The sequence below is a fragment of the Bacteroides sp. MSK.20.12 genome (assembly GCF_019052435.1).
Classification (GTDB): Bacteria; Bacteroidota; Bacteroidia; order Bacteroidales; family Bacteroidaceae; genus Bacteroides; species Bacteroides xylanisolvens.
In genome coordinates, this window is record NZ_JAHQVH010000003.1 from 165,214 (window position 1) to 191,894 (window position 26,681).

General features: G+C 39.8%; 16 protein-coding genes. 6 read left to right on the forward strand and 10 right to left on the reverse strand.

Annotated elements, in window-relative coordinates; translation table 11 throughout:
* Positions 1-113 precede the first annotated feature (113 nt).
* From KTR06_RS02740 to KTR06_RS02760, 5 genes are all read left to right on the forward strand, one after another.
* Positions 114-3,074 (forward strand): TonB-dependent receptor, encoded by a 2,961-nt coding sequence (locus KTR06_RS02740; protein ID WP_004302470.1) that lies wholly within the window; start codon positions 114-116, stop codon positions 3,072-3,074.
* Between the two features lie 20 nt (positions 3,075-3,094).
* Positions 3,095-4,729 carry a RagB/SusD family nutrient uptake outer membrane protein gene (locus KTR06_RS02745; RefSeq protein WP_008642575.1) on the forward strand — a complete coding sequence of 545 codons (1,635 nt, stop codon included), beginning with the start codon at positions 3,095-3,097 and terminating at the stop codon, positions 4,727-4,729.
* A 23-nt stretch (positions 4,730-4,752) separates the two neighbouring features.
* Positions 4,753-6,426 carry a BACON domain-containing protein gene (locus KTR06_RS02750; protein ID WP_008642576.1) on the forward strand — a complete coding sequence of 558 codons (1,674 nt, stop codon included), beginning with the start codon at positions 4,753-4,755 and terminating at the stop codon, positions 6,424-6,426.
* 60 nt (positions 6,427-6,486) lie between these two features.
* Entirely contained in the window at positions 6,487-7,470 is a 984-nt protein-coding gene (locus KTR06_RS02755; protein ID WP_032841992.1) for a glycosyl hydrolase family 18 protein, read from the forward strand.
* Positions 7,471-7,646: 176 nt separating this feature from the next.
* Complete coding sequence (locus KTR06_RS02760) at positions 7,647-9,473, forward strand: endonuclease/exonuclease/phosphatase family protein (protein WP_217289942.1); 1,827 nt, start codon at positions 7,647-7,649, stop codon at positions 9,471-9,473.
* An 80-nt stretch (positions 9,474-9,553) separates the two neighbouring features.
* Here KTR06_RS02760 and KTR06_RS02765 read toward each other — a convergent pair whose 3' ends face one another.
* Genes KTR06_RS02765 through rbsK form a run of 10 tightly spaced genes read right to left on the reverse strand, consistent with a single transcriptional unit; the run spans position 9,554 to position 25,324 of the window.
* Positions 9,554-10,531, reverse strand: coding sequence for a fibronectin type III domain-containing protein (locus KTR06_RS02765; RefSeq protein WP_004296463.1), 978 nt, complete (start codon positions 10,529-10,531; stop codon positions 9,554-9,556).
* 23 nt (positions 10,532-10,554) lie between these two features.
* Complete coding sequence (locus KTR06_RS02770; RefSeq protein ID WP_008642584.1) at positions 10,555-11,562, reverse strand: GRP family sugar transporter; 1,008 nt, start codon at positions 11,560-11,562, stop codon at positions 10,555-10,557.
* A gap of 18 nt (positions 11,563-11,580) precedes the next feature.
* Positions 11,581-13,101: an alpha/beta hydrolase-fold protein gene (locus KTR06_RS02775; RefSeq protein WP_015531758.1), complete on the reverse strand. Its 1,521-nt coding sequence runs from the start codon at positions 13,099-13,101 to the stop codon at positions 11,581-11,583.
* Between the two features lies 1 nt (position 13,102).
* Positions 13,103-14,701 (reverse strand): alpha/beta hydrolase family protein, encoded by a 1,599-nt coding sequence (locus KTR06_RS02780; protein WP_134993419.1) that lies wholly within the window; start codon positions 14,699-14,701, stop codon positions 13,103-13,105.
* Positions 14,702-14,713: 12 nt separating this feature from the next.
* Entirely contained in the window at positions 14,714-16,261 is a 1,548-nt protein-coding gene (locus KTR06_RS02785; RefSeq protein WP_015531757.1) for an ADP-ribosylglycohydrolase family protein, read from the reverse strand.
* A 6-nt stretch (positions 16,262-16,267) separates the two neighbouring features.
* Entirely contained in the window at positions 16,268-17,875 is a 1,608-nt protein-coding gene (locus KTR06_RS02790; RefSeq protein ID WP_120067276.1) for an ADP-ribosylglycohydrolase family protein, read from the reverse strand.
* A gap of 12 nt (positions 17,876-17,887) precedes the next feature.
* On the reverse strand, positions 17,888-19,852 hold the full coding sequence (locus tag KTR06_RS02795) for an ADP-ribosylglycohydrolase family protein (protein ID WP_120067275.1): 1,965 nt from the start codon (positions 19,850-19,852) through the stop codon (positions 17,888-17,890).
* Positions 19,853-19,911: 59 nt separating this feature from the next.
* Positions 19,912-21,441: a RagB/SusD family nutrient uptake outer membrane protein gene (locus KTR06_RS02800; protein WP_120067274.1), complete on the reverse strand. Its 1,530-nt coding sequence runs from the start codon at positions 21,439-21,441 to the stop codon at positions 19,912-19,914.
* A gap of 14 nt (positions 21,442-21,455) precedes the next feature.
* Positions 21,456-24,389 carry a TonB-dependent receptor gene (locus KTR06_RS02805; protein WP_117810237.1) on the reverse strand — a complete coding sequence of 978 codons (2,934 nt, stop codon included), beginning with the start codon at positions 24,387-24,389 and terminating at the stop codon, positions 21,456-21,458.
* Between the two features lie 20 nt (positions 24,390-24,409).
* Positions 24,410-25,324 (reverse strand): ribokinase, encoded by a 915-nt coding sequence (gene rbsK, locus KTR06_RS02810; protein ID WP_074704533.1) that lies wholly within the window; start codon positions 25,322-25,324, stop codon positions 24,410-24,412.
* Positions 25,325-25,467: 143 nt separating this feature from the next.
* Here rbsK and KTR06_RS02815 point away from each other — a divergent pair, with 143 nt between their 5' ends.
* Entirely contained in the window at positions 25,468-26,484 is a 1,017-nt protein-coding gene (locus KTR06_RS02815; protein WP_004323847.1) for a LacI family DNA-binding transcriptional regulator, read from the forward strand.
* Positions 26,485-26,681: the final 197 nt, after the last annotated feature.

Genomic DNA, 26,681 nt, shown 5'->3' on the forward strand with positions numbered 1-26,681 from the left:
ACTGTAGAATGAAGAGGTGGCGGAGTAATGTTGGGAACATTTTGAATGCCTTGACTTGTATCTAAAATTCCTAAAAATCTAATATTATTATATTCTAACTAAATGAAAAGTATATGGATAATCTAAGAAAAACGCTTGGCTGCTTGCTACTATTTCTTTTTGCAGCAGTTACATCTACTTATGCACAGGTTGCAAAGCAGTATTCGGGTACTGTTATGGATGCCGACAGCAATGAACCTATCATCGGTGTCAACGTAACTCTTAAAGATGCACAAACTGGTACCGTAACGGATATTTCCGGAAAGTTCTCGATTAGTGCTCCTGTTGGCTCTACACTATCATTCTCTTATATCGGATACGTGACTAAAGAGGTTAAACTGGGAACGAATACCAGTTTGAAGATTACAATGCAGGAAGATCAGAACCAATTGAGTGAGGTAGTGGTCATCGGCTATGGTGTAGTGAAAAAATCAGATATAACAGGTGCTGTGGCTTCTGTTTCTTCCAAACAATTTAAGGATCAGCCGGTAAAGCGGGTGGAAGATATTCTGCAAGGACGTACTGCAGGTGTGGCAGTGACGAGCGTAAATGGTTTACCTGGTGGTACAGTTAAAGTTCGTGTTCGTGGTACTACTTCTCTTAATACCAGCAATGACCCCTTGTATGTCATCGATGGCATTATGTCTGGTGGACTGGATGTAAATCCAGCTGACATTCAATCTATTGAAGTTCTGAAGGATGCTTCGGCAACGGCTATTTATGGCTCACGCGGTGCTAATGGTGTGGTATTGGTAACTACTAAAAAAGGGGTGGAAGGTAAAGTGCAGATTTATGCGGATGTGGCTATAGGCGTATCGAACATTCTTAAAAAATATGACTTACTGAATGCTTATGAATATGCGACTGCATTAAAGGAGTATAATGGTATCTCATTTGCAGATGATGAGATGGAAGCCTATAAGAATGGCTCCAAAGGCATTGACTGGCAGAATTTGATGTTGCAGACCGGTATTAGTCAGGACTATAAATTAGGTATTTCGGGTGGAACGGCTAAAAATAAGTATCTTATTTCAGCCAATGTACTGAATATGACAGCCATGACCATCACGACCAAGTATCAACGTGCACAGTTACGGATAAATTTGGATAATGAACTCACCAAGTGGTTGACACTTTCTACCAAAATTAATGCTTCACGTACTCACAGTCATAATGGGGGTATTGACATTATGAACTTCCTGAACTATTCTCCTACGATGGAAATGAAAGATCCGGTAACGGGCGTTTATAATATGGACCCTTATAATTCAGTAAACGGAAACCCTTATGGTGCACGTGTCGCAAATTATGGTGACTCATACGTGTATGCTTTGAATACTAATATGGATTTGACTTTCAAAATAATGAAAGGGTTGACATTGTCTGTACAGGGTGCTGCTAATTACTCTCATGTTCCGAGTTACTCTTTCACCTCGTCATTAGCAAAACCCGGACAAATTAGTGGTATGGAAAATGCGAGCAGGATGAATCTATTCTGGCAGAATACCAATAATGTGACTTATAACACAAGTTTCGGCGATCATCATCTGACTGCAACAGCTGTATTTGAAGCAAGTGGTGCCGAAGGCAGAAATCTAAAACTGACCGGAAGTGATTTAGCCAATGAGTTTGTTGGTTATTGGAATGCAAAAAATGCAAAGACACGCGATGGAGAGAATGGCTATTCCGCAGAAGCTATTGTGTCCGGGCTTGGTCGAATTATGTACAATTACAAAGGAAAGTATATGCTGACAGGTACTTTCCGTGCCGATGGTTCATCTAAGTTTCAGAAGAAGAATAAATGGGGATATTTTCCGTCAGCAGCTGTTGCTTGGGATGTTGCTAAAGAAAACTTTATGAGTAAACAAAACATTGTCCAGCAATTGAAACTAAGAGCCAGTTTTGGTGTTGTTGGTAATCAAAGTATCGGTGCTTACACAACATTGGGTATGTTGGCTCCTACAAATTATGACGGTTATGGTAGCGATGCAATCCATACCGGTTATTGGACTGGAAATCTCGCTACACCGGATGTAACTTGGGAAAGCACCTATCAGTATAACATAGGTTTGGACGCCAGTGTTTTAGACGGTCGCTTGAGTTTTACAGCCGAATGGTTCCGAAAGGATACTAAGGACCTGTTGCTTCGCAAACCTGCTCCTCAGTATAACGGAGGTGGCTCTTTCTGGGTCAACCAAGGTGAAGTTAGAAACTCTGGTGTTGAATTCACCATTACAGCTACTCCTTTGACAGACAAAGATATATTTGGTTGGGAAACATCGCTGAATGCATCTTATTTAAAGAATAAGATAATCGATCTGGCAGGTAGTGATTTTATCGTTGGGGAGAATTATACAAGTATTGGCGGTGGTCCCATTCAAATTAAAAAAGTAGGGTATCCGATTGGTTCTTTCTATCTTTATGAATGGGCAAACTTTAATGACCAGGGCGCCAACTTGTATAAACATCAATCTAATGGAAGTTTGACAACCAATCCGGGTGCTGACGATCTGGTTACTAAAGGGCAGGCCGAGCCTAATTGGACTTTCGGATGGAATAATACATTTACTTGGAAAAATTGGACGCTCAATCTCTTTATCAATGCTGCATTAGGACAAGATAGACTGAATGTAAGCCGCTATGCGATGGGATCTATGACAGGTGTATATCGTTTCATCTCTTTATCTGATGCTTATTACAAAAGTTGGGATAAAGTAGCCAATAAAGCAGATGCTGTGTATGCAAGTCATAAAAATTCAGATAATAGAAACTATCCTGATTCCGATTTCTGGCTTGAAGATGCATCATTTGTGAAACTGAAAAATATAAGCCTTACGTATAATATTCCTAAGAAGATAACGAAAGTAGCCGATATTCAACTGTCGGTCAGTGCTCAAAACCTGTTTACATTAACGAAATACACAGGTATGGACCCAGAAGTGTACAGTGAATCCGATTATGGCTTTAATGGTGTGGATATGGGATCTTATCCTGTTCCAAGAACATTCACTTTTGGTATGAAACTTAACTTTTAATCTTTTAACTATACATGGATATGAAAACAATATATAGAATATTCAAATCTGTCGGACTAGCATTGATAGCACTTTGGATGGTGTCTTGCCAGGATTTACTGACAGAAGATCCTAAAGGGCAGTTGGCGGTAACTAATTTCTTCAATTCAAAAGGTGATCTGGACTTGGCTCTGAATGGAATGTATTCCAAAGTTGCGAGTGATATGTATGCAAATATTTGGGCAGGTTTCGAATCAGTGATGGGTGATGATATTTCTACACACCCTGCAGCTAATAAGCAGGGGCTGCGTGAGGTAGATACTTATAATGTTTCGGACAACAACACTTGGGTGACTGAATTGTGGGGTGCTCGTTGGAGATTGGTAAAAGCGGCTAATTTCATTATAGATAATGCCGGACGAACTCCGGAAGTGAGCCAGGAAGAGAAAGATGCGGCCATTGGACAAGCTTATTATTGGCGTGCCTATTCTTACTTTTATTTTGTAATGGCTTGGGGAGAGGTACCTATGGTTGTGAAAGATGAAATCAATTATAACATGCCATTGGCAACCGTTTCTGAAATTTACGAACTGATTGTTTCTGACCTGAAAAAGGCAGAGACAATGGTGCCTGCTAATTATACTAAAGAACCCTACGCAAGAAACGGGGTAAACATTGCTGTTAGTCAAGGAGCTGTAAAAGCAACATTGGCTTATGTGTATATGGCAATGGCAGGATGGCCGTTGAACAAGGGAACAGAATATTATCAACTAGCCGCTGCAAAGGCAAAGGAAGTAATCGATGCTTCGAAGAAAGGTACTTATTACTACAAGTTATTACCTGATTATAAGCAAGTATATTCGATGGAGTATAATAAGAATAATCCTGAAGTGTTGCTTGGCGTTTACTATAATTTGGGAATAGATGCACTTACCAATGCCCCTTTAGCTGATTTCCTGGCAGACTATGCTTATGGTGGCGGTGGATGGGGAGATACGAACGGAGAAATTAAATTCTGGTATGATTTCCCGGAAGGCTCACGCAAAGATGCATCTTATTTCCCGAAAATCATATTGAAGAATGAAACTAAGTTGCGTGATTGGTGGGAAGACCCCAATCCGGAAGCGCCGCGTGTGGTTGTTGCTCCCTGTTTCATGAAGAAAGTAGAAACGACCACTGGAGAAGAATTCGATTATACGAATCCGAAGATTTCGATGAATCAGAATGGAGAAAAGACGCATCAGATTATTCGCTTGGCAGAAGTATATTGCTGGTATGCCGAAGCCGTAGGTCGTTCAAAAACAGGCAGTATCACGGAAGCTGTCAACTTATTGAATGAGGTACGCAATCGTGCCAATGGATCTGTTGTTGCAGACCGGGATATCTATAAGACAACCATGTCGTATGATGATCTGGCAGAAGCTGCCTATAATGAACATGGCTGGGAAATAGCCGGATATTATTGGGGAAATATTGCCACTAGAGCAAGGGATATGTTTCGCATGAATCGCATTAAAGATCATTTTGAATACAGAAAATTAAATCCGGAGATTGAAGTGGCTCCCGGAGTCTTCAGGAAAGAAGCTGTTTCCGTATCTGGTACGTGGAATGACAGTAAAATGTATCTTCCCCGTCCTTTTGTAGATTCGTCTATTAATCCGAATTTGAAGAACTGAATGAAACAATAAAAACAATCATTATGAAACTAAGATATTTATATTTAGCAATAGGTGTATTATGTAATGCCTCTTTAGTATCATGCGGTGATAGCTTCAAAGAGAAAACAGAGATTGTTGCATGCGGAATCTCCACAAATGCTTTAACATTCGGAGTCTCCTCTACTGAAGTTCAGACTGTAGATATTACGTCAGAAGCAGCTTGGGAAGTTGCAGTGGATCAGGCAGGTGGTGATTGGCTTACAGTTTCTCCTTTGGAAGGAACTGGTAATGGTACGCTAACAATTTCTGCTGATAAGAATAACGGCCCAAAACGCAGTGCAACCTTGACTATAGCGGCGAAAGGTGCTGAACTTCGAACCATCACAGTTATTCAGGATGGCTATAAAGGAACCATTTATAATTACGGTGACTTTACTGGATTGCAAAAGACGGGGCTTGTGGCAGGGATCAATCCGATCACTATCGTAGATAATGACGAATGTGAAGATGGAAAAGCGTTAAGAATCTATACCCGGGCAGGTGAAGAGTATGAAGGTACTAATGGGGACCGTTTCAAGGTGCAGACAACAACGCAATTCGGATCAGGTCGTTATGAATGGAGGATATATGTCCCTAAATTCGGAATGAATGACCGGGCCAGTATTGGAGCATTTTTATATTTTGACGATGGGCATGAATTGGATTTTGAAATTTGTTCCGGTACAGCTGCAGACCGTGCAGCACATAGTGCCGGACCAGATGATATGCTGTGCCTTGTGACTAGTCAGGCTAATCCTTTTTTCTCTGAATTCACGCCTATTAAGGGGGATGCTTGGCATACGTTTGTATTGGATTTGAAGTTAGAGAATAAGAAATATCTGGCGGAGTGGTCGGTTGATGGTAAAGTTTTAAAGAGGGCACAATTAGATTATGGTGAAGAGGCTTATTTCCGTGCTATATCTAGTGTCGAGAATCTTTATGGTATGGGCGATCATGCGGCAACTCAAGAAAATTATGCCTTATTTGATTATCTTGAATATGTTCCTTATGATTATTCAATGAAGCCGATTATCGAAGGTCAGCTTCCTCCCGAACCAGAGGGAACAACAGTGAAGTGGGACTTTGAGGAAGCTGGTTTTGTTCCTGTTGGATGGACTAACAATGGAGGAACGATTGCGGATGGAAGTTTGAATCTATCTAACGGGAATAACTTCGTTTATAGTCCGGAAGTGGGAGCTGGAAAATATACATGGGAAATAGATGTTCCTTTGGTAGGGGTAGGTGAAAAATGGTTGGCAGGTGGTAATATCGCTGCAACTAACGCTGAAGAAAGGTCATTCTCTATGTTTGTTTTCTCGGGTACTGAAAATGATCGTGCGGCTTGTACGGTTCCTCCTGTTCCAGGCCAGATGCTGGTACGTTGTTATACAGAGGCTATGGGAGTTTACGGTGTACCTATTGATCCGGGTAAACACACTTTGACTATTGACCTTAGACTTAATGCAGATGGTGCATATTGGGCGGCATGGATTATAGATGGTGAAGTGGCGAAAACATTTACTACCTGGTATACTCCGGCACAGTTTAAATTTGGATTCTCAATGATGACCTTTGCTGATGGAGGTGGCTGGCAAGGAGATAAGCCTACTGCAAAGACATATACAGTCAAATATGACTATATAGAATATAAGAAGTATAATTATGATGAAGAATAACAGTTTACTTTACATTCAATGAGGTATTTAAGCATAATTGGAACAGCTATATGCTGTGTAATGTTGGTAATGACGAGTGTTTCCTGCAAGCAGGAAACACTCTCTTCCACCACCCAGGAGAAGAAAGTAGCTCCTTGGTATGTCTATATAGATGGAAGCTCTTTTAAGGATATAGAGCCAGTGAAAGAGATAATTAGTTCCATTAGCGTTTTCGGGAATCCTCCGAAATCATTTATCGATGAGTGTCATCAGAATCATATCGAAGTATATCAGGCTGTAGGTGGAAATGAAGAAACGATTGATACGCCACAGAAAAGAAAGGCACTTGTTGAGAAGTATGTAAGCGATTGCAATGCAAATGGATATGATGGAATAGATCTTGATCTCGAACATTTGAGCCCTGATATTCAGGATGCATATACCGAATTCCTGAAACTTGCTTCAAAAGAACTCCATGCTGTTGGAAAGAAATTAAGCCATTGCGTTAGTTTTTATCCGGCTTTGTATCAGGATAACGAAACTAAGATGTTTCACGATCCGGCAGTTTTGAATACTACCTGCGACTTAATTAGAGTGATGTGTTACGATATGTATTTTGCACCTGGGATAGATAAGCCCGAGCTCAAACATAGGGATGATTGTATGGGCATTGGACCTACGTCTAATTATCTATGGACTAAAGAGGCGATGCTTTTCTGGATGAAACACATTCCGAATGATAAATTAGTGATGGCTCTGCCTGCTTATGCAAATGATTATGCTGTAACTGGTGACATCAAAGGAAGGCAGGTTTACCAATCTGTGCCTGACAGTATAAATGGAATTTTGCCTTCTCCTACCTGGTTATGTTATGAAAAGGTAAACATGTATCTGTATGATGGTACTGATGGTAATCGGCATCTGTTTTATGCAAGTGATGCCAGAAGTACGGAAGCGCTACTTGAATTAGCTGATGAACTGGGAATCTCTCAAATCGGTTTTTGGCACTTTAATAGCGTAGATCCGCAAATGTGGGATACTACCGCAAAGTGGCAAAAGAAATAATGAGATAATAAATCGACCTTGTAAATAATATAGCTTTATTCTCATCCCCCCCCCCATTTAGAGAAAAGCTATTCTTAACAATAAGAGGCCGCAAAGGTATGAATCCGTATCTTTGTGGCTTTTTATTTTTTTCTTACCTTTGGGGAAACTTAACATAACCCCCAAAAATGAAGAACATGAAAAAGATCTTTTTACTCATTTCCGTCATCCTATTTATTTTTCCAGTACAGGCTCAACATACATTGAGACTGATGACTTATAATATTAAAAATGCGAACGGCATGGATGATATTTGTAGTTTTCAACGGGTAGCCAATGTGATAAATAATGCTTCTCCTGATGTTGTGGCTATACAAGAGGTAGACAGTATGACCCGTCGGAGCAGACAGAAATATGTGCTGGGTGAAATAGCTGAACGTACACAGATGCATGCCTGTTTTGCACCTGCTATAGAGTTTGAAGGAGGTAAATATGGAATCGGACTGTTGACAAAGCAAGTTCCGCTACGTTTACAAGCTATCCCTTTACCTGGTAGAGAAGAGGCCCGCACCTTGATTCTGGCAGAATTTGAGGATTATATCTATTGTTGTACTCATCTGTCATTAACGGAAGAAGACCGTATGAAATCTTTGGAAATAGTGAAGTCATTGATTGCTTCCTATAAAAAGCCTCTTTTTCTAGCCGGGGATATGAATGCTGAACCTGAATCCGATTTCATCAAAGAATTGCAAAAGGATTTTCAAATACTCTCCAATCCGGAAAAGCATACTTATCCTGCTCCCGATCCAAAAGAGACCATTGATTATATTGCCGCGTCAAAGCAAAACGCTACCGGATTTGCTGTCATATCTGCGAGAGTAGTTAATGAGCCAATGGCTTCCGACCATCGTCCCATACTTGTGGAATTGCGTACCGCTGAAAAGGCAGACAAGATATTCCGTACTAAACCTTATTTGCAGAATCCTGTGGGTAATGGCATTACTGTGATGTGGGAAACAACCGTTCCTTCTTATTGCTGGGTGGAATATGGCACAGATACTACCCGGCTGGAACGTGCGCGTATGATTGTTGACGGTCAGGTGGTCTGTAATAACAAGCTGCATAAAATACGTATAGATGGCTTACAGCCCGGACAGAAATATTATTATCGTGTGTGTTCGCAAGAGATGTTGCTTTATCAGGCATATAAAAAGGTATTTGGAAATACAGCACAATCGACCTTCAGTGAATTTACTCTTCCTGTTGCTGATACAGAGTCTTTTACCGCTATTGTTTTTAATGATTTGCATCAACATACCAATACTTTCCGTACTCTATGTAAACAAATACAGGATGTTAAGTATGATTTTGTTGTTTTCAATGGTGACTGTGTGGATGATCCTGTGGATCACGAGCAGGCAACCACATTTATCAGTGAACTGACCGAAGGAGTGTGTGGCGATCGCATACCGACTTTCTTTATGCGTGGCAACCATGAAATCCGCAATGCCTATTCTATCGGTTTGCGTGACCATTTTGATTATGTGGGAGATAAAACTTATGCCTCTTTTAACTGGGGAGATACCCGTATCGTCATGTTGGATTGTGGAGAAGATAAACCGGACGACCATTGGGTATATTATGGCTTGAACGATTTTACTCAATTGCGTAATGAACAGGTTGATTTTCTGAAAAAAGAACTGTCTGCCAAAGAATTCAAGAAAGCAAAGAAACGTGTCCTTATTCATCATATTCCGCTTTACGGTAATTATGAAAAGAATCTCTGTGCAGATCTGTGGACTAAATTATTGGAAAAAGCACCTTTTAATGTCAGTCTGAATGCACATACCCATAAATACGCTTACCATCCGAAAGGGGAACTGGGTAATAATTATCCAGTTATTATTGGTGGAGGATATAAGATGGACAGTGCTACGGTGATGATTCTGGAAAAGAAGAACGATGAATTGAGGATTAAGGTGCTGAATGTAAGGGGAGAGGTTTTACTGGATATAACAGTCTAAAGTCTCTAATAACTTTATAATTCATGGAGGTGCGCCAGACTTCTAGACACACCTCCATGAATTAGTTATTTCATAAAGTGCTATTCGGAGAAATATGTATAATAGAAATTCTCTATATATCCGTCATAGTTTTTGCTTTCCTCTTTGATACAACTATTTTCGTCATATTCGAATGTGTAAGTAGCTGTACTGGATGAATGTTGCCAACCACTGCTCGTATGGCAATTAGCCGAAGCTTTTCCAAAGAGACCAGTTTCAACCAGCCAACGACTAGCTCCACTGCTTTCCGCATAGATGCAATGTGCTCCGCTCACATTAGGCACGGCAGAATAGGTCTGAACTTTAAACTGCTCTACTCCATCTGAAAATCTGGTCCATTGCATAATATTTCCATTTTCTATGGTGATGTTAGATGCAATATTGCCATTCTTTTCAACTTTGGTCATGTAGCCATTCTCATCATAAGTATATTCGTAAGTGTTGGAACCATCTACAAAAGTTGCAACATAACCTTGGTCATTTAAAGTCATGTTATATGCGTTCTTACCTGTCACTGTGATATTATTTCCATCATAAGCAAAGAGCCATTCTCTATCCAATTCTCCTTCATATAACCTGTATACACGTTTTACAGTACCATTATCATTATATTCGTAATACCATTTATCCCAGTCGTCCGCAAAAGTGGCTATTCGATAAACTGTTACTTCAGAGGTTGTTGTAAAAGTGATTTCTGCATAGTCTGAATCTTCAAAATAGATTGATCCGGTTTTTTGAGCTTTTACTTTGAATGTATAACTTTTTTCCGGCTCTAAACCTGTCAGTTGAATTGTATTTTGGTCAGTACTTTGTTCACTACCGTTGTTCAAGCTATAAATATAAGCTGTTGCGTTTCCTATGGCTTTCCATGTAATAACAGCAGAACTCTCTTTTACATCAGGAACAGTAACTTCCGGTTTATCCAGAATGTTTGTACTGGGATGATTGTCATCATCACTGCAAGCAGTCGTACCTAGTACTACTGCCAGCATGGCTAATAAGTAAAAATACTTTTTCATGTTGTTCTATTTAAGGTTAATAATTAGTTTCCGGCAACTACTATCATTCCCAAACCAACCAGGAAGAAGATAAACATCAAGGCCAGTAGTTGATTAACAGATTTCGTTGAACCTTTAAATTCTTTCCAGATAAATACTCCCCAAATAGCGGCAATAAGTGGTGCGCCTTGTCCTAGTGCATAAGATACCGCCGGACCAGCTTCTCCTGATGCGATATAGCTGAACGCGGAACCAAGTCCCCATATCGCTCCACCAAGCATTCCGCATATATGAGTTTTCGTGTTTCCTTTAAAGTATTCGGAGTAGCTGACTTTTTCTCCGACAAAAGGATATTTCATTACTAATGTGTTGAAAACAAAATTGCTTAGTAATACGCCTATTGAAAAAACAAAGATGGCAGAATAAGGAGTCATCATTCCTATAGCAGGAGAATTGAAGTTTTCTACGTCCATACCTTTCACTACGAACCTGTAGAACAAAGACATCAGTACACCGGCAATTAATGCAATGATAATTCCCTTTTTGTTGTTTTTCCTGCTTTCTTCTCCCTTTTGCATTTTTCCGGAAGCCACTCCATTGCAAATGATAGCAATAACAATGAGAGCTACACCGCCAAATAAAAGCAAAGGATTACCAGTTGGAATTCCCAGATAATTGACGATTACCCCTAATACCAATGCAATGCCAACTCCTAAAGGAAAAGCTACAGACATACCAGCCAAGGAAATAGACGCTGAAAGAAGAATGTTTGAAGCATTAAATATTACGCCCCCCAAGATAACCCAACCAATGCTGTCTCCTGATGCTTGTCCCAGATCTTCCAGGAATGAACGTCCGGTATCTCCATGACTACCCATAGTGAAGCCTAGCAAGATGGTGAACAATACCATTCCAATCACATAATCCCAATAAAAAAGTTCATAACGCCAATTTTTGGAAACTAGTTTTTGGGTATTACCCCAGGAACCCCAACAAATCATGGTTACGATGCAGAATATAACTGCCAATAAATAACTGTTTACTGTGAACATACTATTAGTATTTAATTGTTAAACATGAATTCTGTTATTTAAATATAGTATCCAATCTTCCCAATAAGTGAAAACATTGGCTTCCTTACATTTTCTTGACCGGAACTCATGTTCCAGGTCCGATTCTTTCAAAAGGATATGTATATTACTACTAAAACCATATTCTTTTGATTTGGGTAGTATCTCCATCCAGCATCTGGGATATCTTTTGTGAGAGTTGACTGCTTTTATAAAATTTTGAGCATCATTCTCGTTGCCGATGGCATTTACACAGACTATGCCGGTAAACAAATTTTCTCTCTGAATAGCTTCTATACCTTCTTTAATATTATCTCCCAAAGTGATTAAAGCCCGCATACGTTGGGAACCTCTGATGCCGGAGAGTTGCTTTTCTATATCAGAAATTGTTTCTGACAGGTCTGTGTTAGCTTTTACGAAACAAAGAACAGCAGGCCATGTTTTATTCTCATCTACCATTTGATGAAACTGACTGACGAGAACCTTTTGCTGTTGTTCGTTGATTTCTCCCTGTACATAGATAATAGGATATTTTCTTGTGCTTCCTTGAGCCTGTTCCGGATAATAGACCGTTGCATTGGCTGTTTGGATAAACGGAGTCTCATTCGGAAGACTACTCTCACTATTTCCTGACTGCTTCCCATTGAAATATTCGTTTATGAATCTGAATGCTTTGGGCAGTGCAGTATTCCAGCAGGCGAAATCATGTCCTCCTGAACGTACTTCCCATTCATGAGGTATTTGTCTTTCCAGTAATAATCGGTGCAGTTCTTCATTACTTTCGCAAAGAGTACCTTCTTTATCTCCAATATCTAGCATGATGCCAAATCCTTTTAAATCGGGATTGCGGAGGGTGGAAAGAATGTGGTAGGGTGAATGTTGCTTATAGTAACTGGTTAGGCGCTGGTTACCATTCTTTCCCACTCCTCCGAAAATCCGTCCCCATTGATTGTCCCATCCTTTTTGTGGCCCTTCTTCCATGTATTGTTTTTCTGTACGGATGGATGGCGATAACGCAACGACAGAGCCGAATAAGTGGCGGTTGCGCAAACTAACGGATAATGCTCCGAATCCTCCCATAGAGAAACCAATGATCGAGCGTCCATTAATATCCTTGCGAGTACGATAGTTGTTATCTATATATGGAACCAGTTCTTTGATAAAGAAAGTTTCATAAAGGGAACTGCCATCATAAGTGTCACTGTAATAAGACAGGTAACCGTCAGGAATAACCATAATGAAAGGTTGAATCTTTCCTTCTTTTATCATTTTATCCATTACACGGGCAACGTTGCCGTATTCGAGCCAACTGGTATAATCACCTCCTATTCCATGAAACATGTATAAGACTGGATATTCTGTTTCTGAATGTTCATAACCTTCCGGTAAGATAATGGAGTAGGAGACTTCTTGCTTTAGGGACGGACTGTAAATACTCATCCCTTCTTTTTCTATGGGAAGTGCCCAAGCTCCATCTATACCTGATAGAAATAGGATAATATATAACAGTATCTTCTTCATATTATTTCTTTATTAACTGTTCACCAATATAATAACTCATTGAATAAATACCTGTTTGGGCGGACTGTTCACTATCCAGTCCGTTTCTGACACGATATTGCACCGGAGCTTCTGCACCTCGCAATCCATTGAACAGAGTAAAGATGCTATTGTAGTTGCTGCCTTCGTCTGTTATGTCCAAATAATAGATTTTGGCACGATTCTCGGCAGAAAGGTTGATAATATCCGCGTCTTCTGCAAAGAAAAAGTTGATAGCAGGGGCATTGCCTGTTGACTGATTGTATAAGTAATTAGCTTCTGAACCGTATGTTAATCCTAATCTGAAATCTGCATTGCTTTCCGTATGAACCGTCTTTTCCACAGCATCGGTAATAGCTGAAAAATTTGTTCCATTTAGAATCATTTCTTTCACATTAAAACCTGCGATTATCATACGTTTGATTTGCATAAGAGAATCTAATGCCACTGCTACCTTCTTTGTTGTAAGATCAACATTACCTTCTCCTTTGCTGTAATAAAGAACTTTGTAAGTTAGTTCGGAATTGTAGTCATCCGGTAACCATAGTTCGATATTGGAATTACCTACTTTTATGTTTTTATTAGTAGCATGTAATTCCTCTGTGAATTTTTTCAGAGTTTCCTGCGGATAGTTTTCTCCTTTGAATGAACGTTCGATAAAAGGCAATGCCTCTTTCATGGATTCACGCCAATAACTGTCAGTGTGGGCACCGTTCCGTACACGATATTCGTGCTTGATATTTTTGTCCCGTAATAGAGTATGTAATTCACCGTTTCCTGCATATAGTCTTTCTTCATCATCACCGCAGTCTATGTAATACCGTACTGTTTGAAATGTGGAACTTGGTTTATCCTTGAAAAAGTGTAGCGGACATTGGCTTTTATAATAGCTTGTCAGCCTGCCTGTTCCTGTCTGGCCGCTTCCTCCGAAGTTGTTTCCCCATTGAAGATTCCAACCGTCTTGTGACAAAGAGATGTATTGTTCATCTGTATTTAGGGAGGGACTTAATCCTATTGATACCGAGAATGTTTCAGGATGTTGCGATGCTATACTTAATGCCCCGAAACCTCCCATAGAGAACCCGGCAACAGCTCTTTCCGTCTTACTGGTTGTTGTTCGGAACCGCTTATCAATCAGGGGTACGAGTTCATTAATGAACATATCCATATAGTTGAACTTTCCGTCATAGCGGTTACAAAAATAAGAGTTGAAACCTTCCGGCATGATGTAGATCAATGGGCGAATACTACCATTGCTGGTTTGCGCATCAGCTATGCTTTGAATATTCAGACCTGAAGGTCCCCATGAACTTTGGTTCCCTCCCCAGCCATGTAGAAGGAAAACTACTCCATATTTACCCGTACTTTCCGATAGATATTCTTGAGGCAGTAATACGGAATATTTGATTTCTTGTCCTAATATTTTGCTGTAAAAACTTTGATCGGGATTATAGCGTTTGGTAAACAGTTCCGGTGTCTCGGTCTGTTCGCCTTCGGACGGACTGTTATCATCAGACGAACATGATGACAATCCGTAGGAAAATAATAATAAGGCTAATAATAGGAGTAGTTTTCTATTCATGGCTTCTCTCTTTTATTTATAAGGATTGATTGGCTCTGCCGGTATGGATGAATAAACCACCATGTCTTTACATTGAACGGCATATTTTTCATTTGGATTAATCCATTTAATAACCAGTTTGTGAGGTCCTTCCTCTAAATCATAATTATAGAAAATGTCATACTTTCTTTTTATGTAGTCATAAGGCATTTCTATGGTTTCTACTTTCTTGCCGTCAATGTAGGCCTCCAGGATGGCGATGTAATTGTCATTACTATCTTTAACATCTTGTCTGATCATCCCCATTAAAACAACTCCCTTGCCATTGAACTCAAATGTTTTTTCTGTACCGAGATCATATTTGATAACTCTTCTTTCAGAAGGATATAAGCCTTCAAAAGAAACTTCCCATGCTACGGTTTTTGGCTTCTGAATCGTGGTATAGTATTTATCTCCTTTTATTTTTCCTCCGTTTGCTTTTAATACATCACTCAATAGTTTGAGATTAATGTCGTATACAGAACTTAAAGAGATATCTGTGTAAGGGAACTTAATATTTTCACATCTTTCGAGTGCCGGTTTCCAGTATTCGGGGATAGCCTTGTAGCCTTGTATGACTCCAAGAATTCCTGCGGCAGTTGCCGGGTTACAGTCGGAATCTTGTCCGCAACGAGTGGCTATATCCATTGTTTTGAAAAAGTCGCCGTTGCCATATAAAAGTCCCATCACGCAGTAAGCCGCATTGATAGTGGCGTCAATGTTAAATGCATTGAATACCCCTTCCGGGCAGCCAATCTCAAGAGCATGACGGTTTTCTATTTCCAGCCAGCATTTACGCCAGTCATCGGGATATTGTTTCCAATATTTAATAACGTCTATGATGCAACGGTGAAATTTACTTTGTTCGGGTATTGTTTTAAGAGCTTCCGTGATAATTGTATAAATGTCGTTATTTACATAAGCCAATGCATACATTGCTCCCATGTATACACCTCCATACCATCCGTCGCCGTAGTTCATGATATGCCCTATCTTGTCCGAAAAATTGGAGGCGATATTTACCATCCCCGGACATATCATTCCAATGAAGTCTGCTTCAATCTGGAAATCAATATCGTCAGCGTGCGGATTATTTTTCCAATGTCCCGATGCCGGTGGCATAATACCGTGCAATATGTTATATCTGGCTGCCTGGTTGGCATGCCATAATTTGTAATCTGCGTTTGCAAAGGCTTTGGCAAATGATTCGGCAGGGGCATTTATCCCTTCTTTTTGCATTACTTCCAGAAAGGTAAGATCCATATATACATCATCATACAATCCCGGATCTTCTGCAAAGATGTCCTTGCAATAGTCATCATACCAGATTATTGGAGTTTTCTCATGAATGATCGCTCCTCTGTATTTAAATTCTGTAGGACCGCCATAGGTGCACCCTATGGTTTGTCCGGCCCAGCCTCCTTTAATTTTGTCGAGCAGTACCTCTTTACTTATTTCAACTGTTTTTCCATATTCTATTTGTGCCATTCCCGATATGGAAAAGGTAAATAGTAGAATGATGTTAATCAGGACTTTTTTCATCTTAACTTATTTATTAAAGTAAAATCTATCATGTTCTTTTTTCTCTGAATAATACATTATGTCGTTGATACGAATAATGTAGTCTTTTTTGCGGTTCAACCATTTCATTTTAACGTGGTGTCTTCCTTCCTTCATGAGGTATTTCCAGGCTGGTTCTACTTTGCGGTCTGTGTTTCTCATGGGTAAAGCTGCTACATGGTCCAGTTCTCCGTCAATCCATATTTCCACTTTAGCAACGTAAGGGTCATTGGGCTCTGCCAATCCGAACACCTCGGAACCGATGTGGCGTGTAGATACACGATTGATATAATCGGGAGTAATACTTCTTGTGCAGCAAATGTTGCCCCAGATAACAAATCCGTTACCATTGAAATCAAATTCAAATGTATCTGTCAGGAAGCAGTCTTTGCGTTCTCTATAAAGCGGATAGGTGTTTTCGAAATTTTGTTCTAAAGGAAGTACATCCGCCTTTTTGATTGGAATTTCTATCTCCCCACCAGATACTTTTCCACCTGTTTTGACTATGAGTTGTTTAGCTTGATCGAAACTCATTTGGTATGCTTTTGCCAACGACATATTCGTTCCTTCAAATGTAAAGTCTTCTACTTCTTTCAAAGGGTTTAACCAGAATGAAGGGATTTTATCATACCCATACATGACGCCGAGTACACCGCCGACTGTAGACGGATTACAGTCAGAATCTTGTCCGCAGCGTGTTGCAATATCGACAGAGTTGGTGAAATCTCCTTTACCGTAGAGCATAGCTAATGCTACGAAAGCGGAATTGAGCTTGGCGTCAATATTAAAGTTTAGAAATACGCCTTTGGGACATCCTACATCACAGTTCCATTTTTCTTGCAGGAAGTACCAGCAATCTTTCCAGTTGTCCGGGTGCAAAGAATGGAAATTGATTACATCCTGAATACATTGATGGAATGTACTCTCTTCAGGTATAACGGAGATTGCGGTTTTTAGAATCGCTTCAGGACTCTTTTCATAGAAAGCGGAGCTATAAAGAGCTGCTACGAAAGCACCACCATAAAAACCGTCACCGCTATTCATAATGTGGCCTACTCTGGAGGCGATATCCAATGCTTCCGGCAGCATTGCCGGAGCCATCAGACCAATGAAGTCTGCTTCGATCTGGAAATCCAGATCGTCTGCATGTGGGTTATTCAACCAATGACCGGAAGCCGGTGGCATGATACCTTGGCGGATATTATATCTGCCTGCTTGGTTAGCATGGGCCAAATGATAATCAGCGAATGCAAATCTTTTGGCAAGTTCTTCTTGTGAACAGTCCAGGCCAAGTTCATCAAATGCCTCAACAAACGTGCAATCGTTATAAATATCATCGAACAATCCGGGTTTCTTTTCCCACCAATATTTTACGTAACCTTCCGCCCAGGGGATCGGCTGGTAATCTTGAATATAAGTTCCCGTGAACTTAAACTCTGTAGGTGCTCCGAAAACAACACCAATGGTTTGTCCGGTCCATCCTCCTTTAATCTTATCTAAAAGTTCTTTATCAGATAACTTTAAAGTTTTTACAGGCTGGGCTTGTACGTTGAGAGCAAAAAGCCCTATGATACATATCGTAATTATTTTCCTCATTTTTCTCCTCCTTTATTTCTCATAAACTCCTAGTTCGGTGATAGAGATGAATGATGATACATTCTTTGTGTATTTATGCCAGTGTTCCTGCACTTTTGCATCCATTAGTACGCGTATTCCCTTGGTTTTTACTGCCGGGAATTCCAAAACATATTGTGCAAACGGAGGTTGAAAAAATACAATATCAGTTTCGGGAAGTGCCGGAGTTGATTTGAATTTACCTACGTCATACCAATGTCCGTCATTTTCAAGATATTGAATGTTTAGAGAAGTAAACCATCCTCCGAACTCTTCCAGACAGCCCATATCTAAAACAAGCATATTGATGTTATGCTCTTCTTTCCAACCGTATCCGAAATAGTCTATTTTAGGCAGATTACTTTTGGCCGCTAATGAATAAAATACAGATCCTACGCCATCTTTGACTCCGTCATTAATTACTTCTACATTTGTTGCGTACATCGGTTTTCCAAAGGTAATCCAGCAAGAATCGAGTACTTCTTCGTTTAGTTTACGGATATTGGCGTAAATAGTGTCAGCCTTGGGGGCTATATTCTTGGTTTTAACCAATAACTCAAAGTCTTTAGTAATTGAGTTCTTGTTATTTGCGCTTAATTGAAGGGTAATTGGATATTTGCCGGCTTCTGTAGGAGTTCCTGCCAGTTTACCGTTTTGGAATGTAACTCCTGCCGGAAGTTTACCTTTTACCAGTTCCCATTTGAAAGCAGCATTTGTTCTACAGGCAAATGAGTAATCGGTAGGCTGTCCGATTTCCAAGTCCGGATTCGGACCGATACAGAATTCCATCGGGGGAATGAATTGTGCTTTGGGGTTAACATATACCATATCACCTTTCACTTTTCCTCCTTTGGCACAAACCAGTTCGATTGCTTTGTTGTAAGTACGTTCAATCATGTCTTCAATGGAAGCATCAGGCATATCAAATCTGGTGATATTGATATACCGGTCGTTGAAGGGTTTTTCCCATCCTTCGATAGGTTTAGTCAAACTTTCGGGAAGAGACTTTGCGCCATACATTACTCCTAGAAGTCCGGAGATAGTGGCTGCCTGATTGTCGCAGTCAAATCCCATTGCACAGCTTAAATCCAATGTCCGTTGGAAATCTCCTTCGCCATACAACATAGCCAAAATCCCGCATAATCCGTTCAGATTAGCATTCCAGATTGTTTTTGTCATGGCTGGCTCATCTATGTAATATTTTTTAGCCATGATTTGACGTGCTTTTACCCAATCTTTAGGATATTTGTCATATAAAGCAATCATCTCTTTTACAGCTATCGCATATCTGTCATCAGCAGGCAGTTCTTTCAAGGCTCGTGTAATCAGTTTGCGGATATCCTTGCAGAAAAAAGCGTCAGCGTACATTGCACCATATAGGACAGTGGGAGATACCGCCCACGAATCGCTTGTGATACGGGCCGCCCAATCACTTTTTCCTGCAGCATACGAAATCATTCCCGGTGCTGTATACGCCCATATCTCGTTAATCAATTGAGGGTCGATCTGATACCAGTGCGGATTCAGATTTTCGTCACCTGTGAACGGAGGGGTGAATCCAAGATGCATTAATCCGAGTGCAGCCCTATTGGCTAGCCATACACGGTCACGGATATGATACACCCATCCTTCACGCATATTGGCATAAGTAGGTTCTACGCCATATTTCTCCATTAATAGTAAGTAGATATACTCAACATCAGTATCGTCATCAGAGAATGCACCGTTATACTTCTGCAATTTATCTATATTTTTAGTGTAACCGAATGGAAATCTGGATTCCGGGGCAGGTTCATCTACAAACTTGTTCTCAAAAGGAAGTCCATATATGTTTCCTACCATTTGCCCGATCCAAGCTCCGGCTATTTTGTCTTTTAACTCTGTCTTTGAAATCTTCTGTGCAGAGATAAATAAGATGTTAGTAATTAAAACAAGTAAAAAGATGATTGGTTTTTTCATACTTATCAGGGTTGATTTGTTGGAAGGTACACTTTTCTATGTGAACCTTCCAATTGTGGTTAATAATCTTTGTTTTGAGATAATTTTGGATTTGCATTTAAAATATCCGTAGGAATTGGAAATACATTTCTAAAAGTTTCTGAACTTTGGTCAGGGTGTGCCCAATATTTTTTCAGATATTTTCCGAAACGTATCATATCTTCATGGCGCCATCCTTCCCATGCCAGTTCTCTGCCTCGTTCTGCATAAAGTTCATCAATCGTCAATTGGCTTGTAGTATATGCATCAAGACCTGCTCTTGTACGAATCTTCTTGAAGTCTGCCAGTTGGATGGCCTCACTTGTTCTGTTTTGTCGTACCAAAGCTTCTACATACATTAATACAACATCGGCATAACGGAAGATGGCAAAGTCGTTGTCCATACTAACTGTATATTCTTTTAAAGAACCATCAGTCTGGTAATGCCATTTCCAGCAGCGTGCACCATCGTATGTGCCACGTCCTCCGTTGCTATTGTAATATTTTTCTTCGGAGAAGACAGGAGTATATTCGAAACCAAGATCCTTTCCGCTTAGGTCTACTTGAGGACCGTATAACCAGCTCTGACTTCTGCGAAGATCTTGTTCTGCGTATGTTTGGAAAAAGTCTGGTTGGCAGAGAAAACCCGACCATGGGGCTGCCGGAATATTAAATGTTGCTTGTGATGCAGCTTCCAATGTCAGCGTATGCAAATAAAATGAGTTACTGTCACCGCTAGTATATACTCTGTCATACAGGATTACAAAGATGTTCTCCTTAGAATCTTCATTTTTAATATCAAAATTAGTGGAATAAGAGTCTTCAATGCTGTAAGCACCTATATCCATAATGTCTTTACAGGCTTTCTCTGCTTTGTCATACATTGGAGTACCGAACCATGCTTCTGCATTCAGATACATTTTCGCAAGAATGCAATAAGCGGCAGCTTGTGTGGCCCGTCCATAATTAGTATCTGAAGGCTCCCTGTCTAGGAACTCGATATTGTCATTAATCTCTTTTTCCAGATAGTTGAAAATATATTCACGACTTTTTTGTTCCGGGTATCCGGTTTCTGTGTAGTCAGTTGTGAAAGGTACGTTTCCCCAACAAGAAATGGCTTGGTAATAGTAGAAAGCACGCAATATTTTCATTTCGGCTATAATCTTCTCTTTTCCTTCAAACTGAATAGGTGATAGTTCCGTTTCGTAAATAATTTCATTACATGCAGCAATACCATTAAATATCCAGTTCCAGCCCCTTGTTAATAATTTATTTGCAGGTGGAATTTTATTCGTCTGGATTTCTTCATAACGTCCATTACTGTACCAGGAACCACCACAAGCGGGAACAGCACATTCATCAGAAGCTTGTAAAAGCAGTGTCCATAAACTTTGTTCGGAATTGTATCCTTGTAATTTCGTATATGCTCTACCTGCATTGGCTACCAGTTCCTTCTCGTTTTTAAAGAAGTCATTCATCGCTACTCCTGTGTATACAGTTTCGCTAAGATCGGTACATCCGTATGATAATATACAGATAACGAAACTTAATATTATATTTGTCTTTTTCATGGTAATCTTATTTTTTAGAATACTATATTAACTCCAAAAGTAAATTCTGTTGTACGCGGATAATAGCTCAAACTTTCCATACCGGGTTCCAGTCCGGAAAGGGCAACTTCTGGGTCGACACCAGAATAACCGGTGATACAGAATACATTCTGTGCAGTAAGAGACAATCTTAGTCTTTTTATCATTTTAGATGTGAAATCCCAAGTATATCCAAAGGTAACATTATCTAGTTTTAAATAAGAAGCATCCTCTATATATTTGGAGGAATATTTATAGGTCGTACTTGTGAAATTCGTTTGAGATAACCAGTTTGATGAGATATTTCTAAGTCCGATGCTGCTTAGATTTTCATATTCCATCGCATAGTTGTTCAGAATTTCTCCGCCGATAGATGCACGCAGTGAGAAACTCAAGTCGAATTTCTTATATCTGAAGGTATTACTCCAGCTAAGAGTGGCATCCGGATAAGCACAGCCAATTTTTTCCCATTGTTCTTCCGGTACGGAACCGTCTGCATTTTGTCCTAGCAATACATCTTTTCCATCTGTATCAGTTCCTAACCATATAGGACCATAGAAAGTACCCAATGACTGTCCTTCTATCAGACGTTGAGTGTAGCAGGCAGCACTTGTAGACCATCCCACTTTGTATGTTCCGTTAGTGAATTCATCATTGGTGAATTTCACCAATTTGTTTTTATTGTGCGAAACGGTAAGTGAGGTATTCCATGTAAAGTCCCTAGTGTTAAAAGGTGTACCGGATATTGTTAATTCAACTCCTTCATTAGTAACTTTTCCAACATTCGTAAACAAGGTATTATATACATAAGGAGGTGTTGGCACGATGTAGTCATATAGCAAGTTTGATGTAGTCCGTTTGTAATAATCGAAAGTGAACGAGAGGCGGTTATCAAACATTGTCATATCAACACCAACGTTGAACTCTGCTTTTTTCTCCCATTTTAGATCCGGATTTGCATTACTCGCAGGTTGATAAGTATTGATCCATTGGCCATTGTAATAGAATTTACCGGCTGTAGTCATCATCATCAAAGATTTGTAGTTTGAGAAATCCTGGTTACCGGTAACTCCGTATCCGGCTCTCAATTTTAAATCATCGATCCATTTGACATTCGAGAGGAATTTCTCTTTATTAATACGCCAACCTACGCTGACAGCCGGGAACCATCCCCATTTATTATTGTCACCGAAACGGCTGGAGCCATCACGACGTAGTGAAGCAGACAAAAGATATTTATCATCGTAGTTGTACATAAAACGTCCGAAGAATCCGATATATGTATTATCTTCTTTGTTGGACGACATGCTGGCTTTGCCTTCAGTTAGATTCGTTCCTGTTCCGATGTTATGAGTCTGGTTGTCATCGAAGTCGAAACCGGAATTTGTCATGGATGCAGATGTGCTGTAAGTATACTGGTATGTATATCCGAGTAATGCCTGAATGGAATGTTTTCCGAAAATATTCGAGTAATTTAAGGTAGACTCATATTGTGTATCGTTTTCCTGATAGTTTTGAATATAGGCTTGGCCATTCGTTCCTATTAAACTTGGATAATAATGTGTGTAATATTCACGTGTTTCATATTGTTCTTTGTCGTATGAAACAAAGTTCTCCCATTTTAATCCTTTTATAGGCAATATGTTTAGAGTAGCACGAATATTTGCACCATAATTATCATTCTTACTTTCCATGTTCCTTTCGTTAATGATCGCTACCGGATTGTAATATTCCATTGCTTTGATACGGCTATATCCTCCGGCATCCGGATCGCTGTCGTCATAAACAGGCTCTGTTGGATTATGGGTAAATGCCTGCATAAAAGCACTTGTAGAGGAAGGGCTGTATTTGCGATGAATGATATTCAGGTTATAATCCAAATCGACCCATTTATCTAATAATGACTGGCGAATATTGGTACGTGCCATTAGCTTTTCGGAGCTATTATGCTTTTGCAAGCCATCGCTCTTTTCATAATTGAAAGAAGTGTGGTGTGAGAACTTCTCGGAACCTCCGGATATAGACAAGTTGTGCTTATGGCTGAACGGAGTTTGTGTAATTTCTTTAAACCAATCGGTATCACTGTCAAAAATATAACTTTCCAATTCTGGGCGATATTCCTTGATAACAGATTTGTATTCGCTTGCCGATAAAGGTTTTGCTCTGCGTGAAACGACTCCCACGGTGAGTTGCCCATCATAAGAAACTTCCGTTTTGCCACTTCTTGCACGTTTAGTTGTGACGATGATTACTCCATTCGTACCTCTTGTTCCATAAATAGCAGCTGCCGAACCATCTTTTAATACGTCAATTGATTCCACTTCCTGAAAATTGATATTTCTGATATCTGCACCTGCCACCCCATCAATAATAATTAATGGACCTTGGCCTGCGGAAAGTGTGTTTGTTCCGCGAAGTAATACTTCATATTTGGCTGTCGGATCAGCACCGTTCGGGTTGATAATTTGTAATCCTGCCACTTTTCCTTGCAACATTCCCATAGCATTGGTGAATGTTCCGGGATTGAGGTCATCTTTCTTCATGCTGGTAACCGATCCTGTAAGCTCTTTCTTTGTGGTAGAGCCGTAGCCGATTACTACAACGTCATTAAGCACTTTCGAGTCTTCGCGCAGGTGTATTACAAGCTGTGTCTGATTTCCTACTTGTTGTTCAACAGTTGCATAACCTACATAAGATATAACCAATACATCAGAAGGATTCGCTTTTACATTGAAGGTTCCATCAACTCCTGTAATAGAACCATTTGTTGTACCTTTAACAAGGACACTGGCACCGATAATGGGTTCATTTGCTTCATCGAGGACTGTACCTCTTATTGCCTTCTGGGCAATAGCATCATTGCTCATCAAAGAAAATACTATTAACAACATACTTGTCAATAGACCGTGGATTGAACATTGTTTTATCATAATAACAGAATTAAGGATGATTATTGTATTTCTTTTCTCAAAGGTATAGATACTTGTGCTCCCATTCTGGTAACAGAAATAGAAGAGGCTTTACTTGCAAATATAATTGCATCTTTTAGATTTTTGCCCTCAGACAGAGCTACGCACAGTCCGCCGCAGAATGTATCTCCGGCAGCGGTTGTGTCTACTGCTTCTACCTTGAAGGCTGGAATGTGGATAAACTCATTGTTTTCATAAGCGAGAGCTCCTTTGGCTCCCATCGTAATAATGACAGTTTTTATGCCTTTCGAACTAATATAACGAATCGCTTCTTTTGCCGATTCATCATCTGTAATGTGCATTCCCGAGATGATTTCAGCCTCTGTGACATTAGGAATAAGAATGTCGACATTGGCTAATAAATCGTCAGGCAGTTGTTGGGTAGGGGCAGGGGCGGGATTTAATATAACGGTAATTCCATCTTTTTTCGCCATTTTGGCTGCATAAGTGACACTCTCGATTGGAGTTTCCAACTGCATGATGACGATGGATGCCTGTTTGATGGCGGTTTCTGCATTTTGTATGTCATCAGTAGATAAAGTCCCGTTGGCTCCGGAAGCAACAACAATACAGTTTTCCCCTTTTTTGTCGACATTGATAAGAGCTACTCCTGATGGTTCCTGCGGGGTAATTCCTACATAAGTAGTGTCGATCTTTTCTTTGTGAAACATTTCCAAGGTTTCATTTCCAAAAATGTCATTCCCTATTTTACATATGAAAGTGACATCTCCTCCTAGTCTTGCAGCAGCTACGGCTTGGTTAGCTCCTTTGCCGCCATGATTCATTAAGAAGTTTCCTCCCAGAATTGTTTCTCCTGGTTTTGGTAGACGGTCTGATTTGATAACCATGTCCGTATTACTACTACCTATCACTACGATTTTCTTCTTTGTGTCCATATAATGAGTATTAAGTATTAAGGCGAATTGAATCGTAAACGATGCGCAATCGTTTGCGCAAATATAGAAATTTTTTTCAAAACAAAATATTTTTCTTGCTTTTTTCTCAGATAAAATGTTATTTTTGCAAAAAACAACCAGTAATGAAGAAAACTCTGATTGATGTATCAAAGAAGACTGGGTATTCTATCTCTACGATTTCCAGGGTATTAAATGGGAAATCGGAGAAATATAGGATCAGTCAGTCTGCTAAGGAGGTTATTTTGCAGTCCGTTAAAGAATTGGACTATCAGCCTGATATAGTTGCGCAAAGTTTGCGCAACAACACGACATATACTATAGGCCTTCTTGTACCACACATAGATAATCCTTTTTTTGCCAATATAGCAAGTGTTGTCATCCGTGAAGCACAACGTTATAATTATACTGTCATGCTTATCGATACCCTCGAAGATCCTGTTCAGGAAAATAAAGCTATTGATTCGCTTCTATCGCGTAAAATAGATGGGATTATTTTGGTTCCAACCGGTGAAAACCCTTCTAAACTCGAGGAGATTAGTACTAAAACTCCGATTGTGCTAATTGACCGCTATTTTGAGAAGCATAATTTGCCATACGTAGCTACTGATAATTATGTAGGAGCTTATCAGGCAACGAAATTATTATTAGAATCGGGGCATAGTAAGATTCTCTGTATTCAGGGGCCGGATATTTCTATAACGACTAAGGAACGTGTGCGCGGGTATCTTGATGCGCTTCGCGAAGCTGGTTATCAGGATAACGCAATGATAAGAGGAAATGAGTTCTCGATTCAGAATGGTTATATTGAGACTAAGTTGGCTCTGAACTCTACTACAAAACCTACTGCTATATTTGCGTTAAGTAGTACAATTCTTTTGGGAGCCGTCAAAGCATTAAATGAGCATAAAGTGAGAATTCCTCAAGATATGTCTATTATTTCGTTTGATGATAACTTATATCTGGACTATTTGAACCCTCCTATTACTCGTATTGCACAATCATTGGAGAATATTGGCATTATTGCTGTAAAAATGTTGATGCAGAAGATTTTGGAAGAAACTGAACTACATTCGGAGATTCTTTTGAAACCTAATATTATAAAACGGGATTCGATAAAGGTGTTAACTGATAGAAAGTAGTATTTTATATAATAGAAAAAATCGGGTTTGAACAATGTCAAGCCCGATTTTTACATATTAACACCGTTTCTTATGCTGCCGGATCCGGTGCTTCACCACTGTCTTCATTTCCACCTTCTCCGTTGCCTCCATTTCCATTGTCAGGCGTACTTGACACCATTGCCTTTTGAACCAACTATATGAATTTATAAGTATTA

Coding starts and splice junctions, on each gene's coding strand:
- KTR06_RS02740 (WP_004302470.1), top strand. CDS start 114: ATGGATAATCTAAGAAAAACGCTTGGCTGCTTGCTACTATTTCTTTTT.
- KTR06_RS02745 (WP_008642575.1), top strand. CDS start 3,095: ATGAAAACAATATATAGAATATTCAAATCTGTCGGACTAGCATTGATA.
- KTR06_RS02750 (WP_008642576.1), top strand. CDS start 4,753: ATGAAACTAAGATATTTATATTTAGCAATAGGTGTATTATGTAATGCC.
- KTR06_RS02755 (WP_032841992.1), top strand. CDS start 6,487: ATGTTGGTAATGACGAGTGTTTCCTGCAAGCAGGAAACACTCTCTTCC.
- KTR06_RS02760 (WP_217289942.1), top strand. CDS start 7,647: ATGAAAAAGATCTTTTTACTCATTTCCGTCATCCTATTTATTTTTCCA.
- KTR06_RS02765 (WP_004296463.1), bottom strand. CDS start 10,531: ATGAAAAAGTATTTTTACTTATTAGCCATGCTGGCAGTAGTACTAGGT.
- KTR06_RS02770 (WP_008642584.1), bottom strand. CDS start 11,562: ATGTTCACAGTAAACAGTTATTTATTGGCAGTTATATTCTGCATCGTA.
- KTR06_RS02775 (WP_015531758.1), bottom strand. CDS start 13,101: ATGAAGAAGATACTGTTATATATTATCCTATTTCTATCAGGTATAGAT.
- KTR06_RS02780 (WP_134993419.1), bottom strand. CDS start 14,701: ATGAATAGAAAACTACTCCTATTATTAGCCTTATTATTATTTTCCTAC.
- KTR06_RS02785 (WP_015531757.1), bottom strand. CDS start 16,261: ATGAAAAAAGTCCTGATTAACATCATTCTACTATTTACCTTTTCCATA.
- KTR06_RS02790 (WP_120067276.1), bottom strand. CDS start 17,875: ATGAGGAAAATAATTACGATATGTATCATAGGGCTTTTTGCTCTCAAC.
- KTR06_RS02795 (WP_120067275.1), bottom strand. CDS start 19,852: ATGAAAAAACCAATCATCTTTTTACTTGTTTTAATTACTAACATCTTA.
- KTR06_RS02800 (WP_120067274.1), bottom strand. CDS start 21,441: ATGAAAAAGACAAATATAATATTAAGTTTCGTTATCTGTATATTATCA.
- KTR06_RS02805 (WP_117810237.1), bottom strand. CDS start 24,389: ATGATAAAACAATGTTCAATCCACGGTCTATTGACAAGTATGTTGTTA.
- rbsK (WP_074704533.1), bottom strand. CDS start 25,324: ATGGACACAAAGAAGAAAATCGTAGTGATAGGTAGTAGTAATACGGAC.
- KTR06_RS02815 (WP_004323847.1), top strand. CDS start 25,468: ATGAAGAAAACTCTGATTGATGTATCAAAGAAGACTGGGTATTCTATC.